Consider the following 5,966-nt stretch of genomic DNA (forward strand, 5'->3'; position numbering starts at 1 on the left):
ACATGGTGGCCGCGAGAGGTTGCCCTCCCCCGGCCCAGCGATGTCGCTCACAACAGAAGTGTTTTTCCGCGCCTGGCCAATCCCTGAGCCAAGCAAAGAGCGACACGCCCCGGTCGGTCTCCTGGCTCACGGATCACCGCATGGGATGCTCGCCTTCCCGGATGGTCCGAAGACCCCCAGTGGCTGCCCCTTCCAGGGCGCGCACCGCATGCTCACCGCTTACAGTTGCAGGGACAGCTGCGGAATCGAACCGCATTCCCGTTACCGAAACGCGGGAGCGGGATAGCGTCAGGCCAAGCTGACGGCAAGGGGTGTAACGACCAGTGCGGGAAGAAGGCGCTGGACCGGCGCGCAGCGCCGCAAGCGCAAACGCGCGCCGCCGCTTGTGCGGCGGAAGCCAAGGCAGACGGACGTCCACCGCCCGACGCTTGAGGGCGAAAGAAAAAACGCAAACTGGTGGAGCCGAGGGGGATCGAACCCCTGACCTCGTCATTGCGAACGACGCGCTCTCCCAGCTGAGCTACGGCCCCGTTCCAGTTTTCGCGCGCCCGGCCTGCCCCTCGGGCAGCGGGCGAGCGCGCGCATTAGCGAGAAGAGGCAAGGCTTGCAACGCCGATTTTGCCTCGTCTCGGGGCTCTGCGCCTACTTGCCGCCCGCGCCTCCGGCGCCCGGCGCGATGGGCTGCACCACGGGCTGCGAGGTGACGCCCTCGGTGACAGGGATGACCGGCACCGGCAGACCGGTTTCGGGGTCGATCACGGTCTGCGCGGCGCCAGGGCCGGGCTCGGGCGCGAGGCCGGCGCGGTGCTGCTGCACCGCCACCCAGCCGGGCTGCGAGGCGCCGTACATCGTCCCCCACTTCGCGTCCCACTCGGCCGAAGCGCGCTGGTAGGCCTCGTATTCGTTGAAGAACTGCTCGAAGGGCACCATCAGCCCGTCGAAATTGGCCTGCGCGAAAGCGAGCGGATCGGTCGGCGGGGTGGCGAGCGCCCGGTTCGCCATGTCGAGCGCGGCGCGGCAGAAGCCCGCGCGCGCGGCGGGCTCGGCAAAGAAATTGTAGACCTGGGTGGTGTAGCCGTCGCGCGCGATGATCGCGTCGCGCTTGACCCTGAAGCGGCTGGTGTAGCTCTTCTCGATCCGGTCGTTGACCGCCTTCAACCCGCGCACGTTCCTGGTGAGGAAGGCGCGGTAGCCCTCGAGGATCGGCTCGTATTCGGGCGCGAGGCAGTTGAGCGCGGCGACATTCCAGGCCGAGCGCAGGTTCCAGACCAGCTGGTCCTTCGAGAGGTTGGAGTTGACCGTGATACGACGCCCGTCGGGGCCCATGGCAGGCATCGTCATCACGTAGTAGGCGCCGCCCGGCGGGAGCGGGCGATAGGGCACTGCCTCGACGACCTGCGGCGGCGGCGGCGGGGGCGGCGGTGGCGGGGGTGGCGGCGGCGGTGCAGGCGTGGCGCAGGCGCCAAGCAGCGCGGCGCCAACCGCCAGCGTGGTGATCGCAAGGCCGAAGGAGGTGCGCGTGGTAGTGGCGGCGGTGCGCGACAGGTCGGAAGGCGAGTGCGGAGCGGCGCTCATCAGGTATCTCTCTCGTACTGCGGTCTGAGGCTGCCGCGCGGCGCACCACCATGGAGCGGCGCGGCTTGCTCCAGCCTGAAGCCCCGCGATAGCTGCCCCGGCTAACAAAGCAAATGCCCGGGACCTATGCAAAGGCCCCGGGCACTCGAGATTTCAACATCTGTGCGGCAGGCGGAAGCCCGCCGGGGGCTGCGCTTACTCGCGGTTCCCGAGCAGACGCAGCAGGTAGATGAACAGGTTGATGAAATCGAGGTAGAGCGACAGCGCCCCGTAGATCACCGCACGGCCCGCCATCTCGGTCCCGCGCACATACTGGTACTCGTTCTTCAGGCGCTGCGTGTCATAGGCGGTGAGGCCTGCGAAGATCAGCACGCCGACCACGCTGATGACGAAGGTCATCGCGCCCGAGGGGAAGAACATGTTGATGAGGCTCGCCACGATCAGGCCGATCACGCCCATCAGCAGGAAGCTGCCCCAGCCCGAGATGTCCTTCTTGGTGGTGTAGCCCCACAGCGACAGACCCGCAAAAGAGGCGGCCGCAGCGAAGAACGCGGTCGCGATCGAGCCGTCGGTGTAGGTGGTGAACAGCGTCGAGAACGACAGACCGAAAGCCACCGCGAAGGCCCAGAAGGCGACCTGCAGCGTGCCCGCGCTGGCACGCGCCGCGCCGAACCACCAGAACAGCATGATCGCCAGAGGCGAGAGCATGATCGCATAGCCCAGCAGGTTGGGCTGGATGCCGGTGCCCATCGGAGTCACGACCGTGTCGAACGCCACCGCAAAGAGCGGCGAATTGGCGAACAGCAGCGCGACGATCGCGGTCAGCAGCACGCCCGAGGTCATGTAGTTGTAGATCGAGAGCATGTGCTTGCGCAGGCCCTCGTCATAGCTCACGCGGCCCGAGACATCGCCTCCGGCGCGCGGCACGGAGCCGAAGCGCTGCGCATTGCGCGAGGGGTCATTCCAGTCAGCCATTGTGAAACCCTTAGCCTTTCCATCACGGAGCACGGAAACAGACCGCGCTCTCCAGTCACGCGAATATCGGGGTTTCGGTGCAGCTTTTCAAGCGAAACCGGATTGCAAAGCGTGCAATTTGTTCAGCTGAACGTCTGTTAATCTTAACTGTCCTGTGCCAGCGCGGCACCCTTGTCGCGCGTGGCGGCGAGCGTGCGGGCCAACAGGCGGCGTAGCGCCGCGTCCTCGTCGAGCACGTTGAGCCCCTCGCGGGTCATGCCGCCCGGGCTGGCGACGCGGTCGGCGAGGCTTGCAGGGGAGGCGTCGGAAGCGGCGGCAAGTGCGGCAGCGCCCTCCACCGTGGCGAGCGCGAGGGCGGCGGCGGTGGGCGCGTCGAGCCCGAGATCGGCAGCTGCACCCGCGAGCGCGTCGATGAAGCGGTAGACGAAGCCCGGCCCCGACCCGGCGAGCGCGGTGACGAGATCGAACTGCGCTTCGTCCTCCAGCCACACCGCACGACCAAGCGTGTCGAACAGCGCGAAGGCGGCGGCGCGGGCATCGGCATCGAGGCCGCGCTCGGCAAGGATCACCGGCGACCTGTTGATCCGTGCCGCAAGGTTGGGCATCACCCGGATATGGCCTGCGCCTTGCAGGAAGGCGGCGGCGAGCTGGTCGAGGGTGATCCCCGCAAGCAGCGAACAGACGGTTCGGCCCTCGGTGAGCCCCTGCAATCCCGGCCCCAGGGCCCCGAGCTGCTGCGGCTTGAACCCGAGCAGCACCGCATCATGCGTCCCCGGTACCGCATCGGCATTGCGGTAGAGCGCAACGCCTTCCGGCGCCGCGGCCAGCGCGGGATCGAGCACACTGAAGCGCGCCGGATCCTCGCCCGCCGCCAGCCACCCGGCGAGCATCGCCCCGCCCATGTTGCCGCAGCCGATAATGAGGAGGTGCTCCATCGGCGCGCCGCCCTCAGGCCTCGCCCGCCGCGTCGACCATCGCCGCCTCGAGCGCGGCGCGCGGGGATTTGCCGCCCCACAGCACGAACTGGAAAGCAGGATAGAAGCGGTCGCACTCGTCGATCGCGCTCTCGACCAGCGCCTGCGCCATGTCGAGGCTGAGGCGCCCGTGATCGCCCAGCAGCGCGCCGTGGCGATACAGCAGCACGTCGCCGTTCGACCAGATGTCGAAATGGCCGAGCCATACCTGTTCGTTGACGAGGCTGAGCAGCTCGTAGGCCGCAGCGCGCTTGTCGTCGGTGACGCGGATGTCGGGGAGGCACAGGAACTGCAGGACGCTGTCCTCGGCGCGCCAGATCGCGCGCAGCTGGTAATTGGCCCAGCTGCCCTGCACCTCGCCGGTCATCTCGTCCTCCGAGACCAGCTCGCACGGCCAGCCGCGCGCGGCGAACAGGCTGGCGAGCATGTCGACGGGGGCGGCATCGTCCTCGGCGGAATAGTCCATTTCAGCTGCTCTCATGGCCGTGCTTTCGCTGGCGGAAGGGGGCGGATCACCATCGCTGCGAGGGATGGACGCTTGAGGGGGCGATTGGCAATCGCCCGAATCCCGGCGGCTGGGGAGAACCGGACAAGCTTGTGCAAAGCCTGTGCACAGAAACCCGTGGAAGCTACTTAAGCGGTTGAACCGCCTCGCCTTCTTCGCTCAGCCACAGGAACACGTCGAGGCCCTTCTTCTTCAATTCGCGCACCAGCGCCTCGGCCTTGTCGCGGCTGGCAACGGGGCCGGCGACGAGGCGGTTGGTCGCCCCCCAGCGCGCGGTGTAGGCCTTGTAGGGCGCGAGCGGCGTACCCGCCTCCTTGGCTATCCGCCGCCAGTCGAAGGCGAGCGCGTCGATCTTCTTGCCGGTCGCCACCTGCACCCAGACGCGGCTGGGATGGACGGGCTTGGGTGGCTCCTTGGGCTTGGGCTTCGGCTTTTCGGCGGACTTGGCGACCACGGGCGGCGGCGGGGCTTCGCGCTTGACCTCGATTCGCGTCAGGTCGACCGCATCGCCCGACACACGCGCATCAGCGGACGGCGCGCCGAGATCGGCGAAAACATCGGCGACCCGTTCGACCGGGTTCACCGCCGGCGCGGGCGCGGTGGTGACGGCAACCGGGGTGACTGTCGCCACCCGCGCCGCGCCGGGCGATGCCTGACTGCCAATCGAAGCCGCCGGAACGGGCGCGGTGTAGACTGTCGTCGATGGTGGCGGGGTGGGAACGGCAGCGGCGACCTGCGCCGGCCGCGCATCGAGCGGCGGGCCGGCGGGCGCAAGGCGGCTGTCTGCCCGCTCCTCGGCGGCAAAGCGTGCAAGGCGCGGATCGTCCCGCCCGATATCGGCCGAACGCGGGAAGATCCCGAGATTGGCCGCCGCCGCCTGCTGCTGCCTGGTGAGGCGCGGCATGTAGCCGAGATAGGGCACCAGCCGGGTGGCGATGTCGCGCGGCATGACCTGCTCGACGATCACTGCCGCCCGGTCGCTTTCGCCCATGATCGCAAGGCCGAAGGCGCGGGCGCGCTGCGCGGCGAGATCGCGGCGGTCGAGCAGCGGGCGCAGCGTGTCCTCGAAGCGCGCGGTGCTGCCGGTGATCGCATAGCTTACCGCCAGCCGCCGCCGTGCCTCGTCATTGGCGGGATCGAGCTCGAGCGCGCGGGCATAGGCGGTCTGCGCGGCGGGCTGTTCGCCGACCAGATCGAGGCTCAGCGCGCGGTCGGTGAGGACGAAGCGTTCGTCTGCCCCGGCGGCGAGCGCGCGGTCGAATTGCACCAGCGCCTCGCCCGCGCGGCCGGCGCGCAGATAGACCGCGCCGAGCCCCAGCGCGACGTCGGAATGGCCGGGATCGACATCCGCCGCGCGTCCGAAGAAACCGATCGCCGCCTCGAGATCATCGACCCCGAGCGCCGCCTGCCCGGCCTCGACCAGCGCGGTGCGATCGCGCGGGGTCTTGGCGAGCGCGATCAGGGCGCGGTTGAGCCGCTGGACTTCGGGAGACGGCAGCGCCTGCACCACCGGCTGCGAGACGACCTCCTGCGCGGCCGCTCCGCCTGCGGGAAACCACGCGGCGCCGAGCGCCACAGCACACAGAACAGGAAAGCGCGGCACCATCATGTGTGCTCTAGCAGGCCTTCGGCCGCAGTGAAGCGGAGTTGCGACGCGGCGCGGCGGACGCGCGGCTACTGGTTGTTCTGACGACCGAGGAAACGCGGGATGCTGAGCGCCGGGCTGTCGTCGCCCTCCTCATCCTCTTCATCGTCGCGTGCCGTGCTGCGCGACAGGTTGGCCATGCGCTCGAACAGCGTACTGCCGGCTCCTCCGGCCCCGCCGCCGCCGCCGCCCGCACCGCCACCAGCGCCACCGCCGCCCTCGCCGCCAAGCAATCCGCGCCGCCGTCCGCCGCCGAGCCGCGCCACGACCGGGCGGTCTTCGGCGGCCAGGC

At 69.3% G+C, this 5,966-nt stretch carries 5 protein-coding genes, 1 tRNA gene, 1 pseudogene and 1 riboswitch; all 7 genes and pseudogenes read right to left on the bottom strand.

All coding sequences use genetic code 11. From position 1 onward, the window contains the following. Positions 1 to 93: 93 nt before the first annotated feature. Positions 94 to 297: riboswitch (cobalamin riboswitch) on the bottom strand. A 157-nt stretch (positions 298 to 454) separates the two neighbouring features. Beyond that, positions 455 to 530: transfer RNA gene (locus NBV68_RS16930), tRNA-Ala, on the bottom strand. Between the two features lie 112 nt (positions 531 to 642). After that, positions 643 to 1,575: a hypothetical protein gene (locus NBV68_RS16935; protein ID WP_296312079.1), complete on the bottom strand. Its 933-nt coding sequence runs from the start codon at positions 1,573 to 1,575 to the stop codon at positions 643 to 645. Positions 1,576 to 1,770: 195 nt separating this feature from the next. Further along, positions 1,771 to 2,550: a Bax inhibitor-1/YccA family protein gene (locus NBV68_RS16940; protein WP_296312082.1), complete on the bottom strand. Its 780-nt coding sequence runs from the start codon at positions 2,548 to 2,550 to the stop codon at positions 1,771 to 1,773. 143 nt (positions 2,551 to 2,693) lie between these two features. Beyond that, complete coding sequence (locus tag NBV68_RS16945) at positions 2,694 to 3,485, bottom strand: pyrroline-5-carboxylate reductase dimerization domain-containing protein (RefSeq protein WP_296312084.1); 792 nt, start codon at positions 3,483 to 3,485, stop codon at positions 2,694 to 2,696. A gap of 13 nt (positions 3,486 to 3,498) precedes the next feature. Next, positions 3,499 to 4,005 carry a YbjN domain-containing protein gene (locus tag NBV68_RS16950; RefSeq protein ID WP_296312086.1) on the bottom strand — a complete coding sequence of 169 codons (507 nt, stop codon included), beginning with the start codon at positions 4,003 to 4,005 and terminating at the stop codon, positions 3,499 to 3,501. 148 nt (positions 4,006 to 4,153) lie between these two features. Further along, entirely contained in the window at positions 4,154 to 5,638 is a 1,485-nt protein-coding gene (locus tag NBV68_RS16955) for a tetratricopeptide repeat protein (protein WP_296312089.1), read from the bottom strand. Between the two features lie 65 nt (positions 5,639 to 5,703). After that, positions 5,704 to 5,966: pseudogene (locus NBV68_RS16960) on the bottom strand (cell division protein FtsZ); the annotation flags it as partial.

The sequence above is a fragment of the Erythrobacter sp. genome, assembly GCF_023653175.1.
GTDB lineage: Bacteria > Pseudomonadota > Alphaproteobacteria > Sphingomonadales > Sphingomonadaceae > Erythrobacter.

Excerpts from the sequence above, each read along its gene's own strand:
- NBV68_RS16945 (WP_296312084.1), bottom strand. The coding sequence starts at position 3,485 with ATGGAGCACCTCCTCATTATCGGCTGCGGCAACATGGGCGGGGCGATG.
- NBV68_RS16940 (WP_296312082.1), bottom strand. The coding sequence starts at position 2,550 with ATGGCTGACTGGAATGACCCCTCGCGCAATGCGCAGCGCTTCGGCTCC.
- NBV68_RS16955 (WP_296312089.1), bottom strand. The coding sequence starts at position 5,638 with ATGATGGTGCCGCGCTTTCCTGTTCTGTGTGCTGTGGCGCTCGGCGCC.
- NBV68_RS16935 (WP_296312079.1), bottom strand. The coding sequence starts at position 1,575 with ATGAGCGCCGCTCCGCACTCGCCTTCCGACCTGTCGCGCACCGCCGCC.
- NBV68_RS16950 (WP_296312086.1), bottom strand. The coding sequence starts at position 4,005 with ATGAGAGCAGCTGAAATGGACTATTCCGCCGAGGACGATGCCGCCCCC.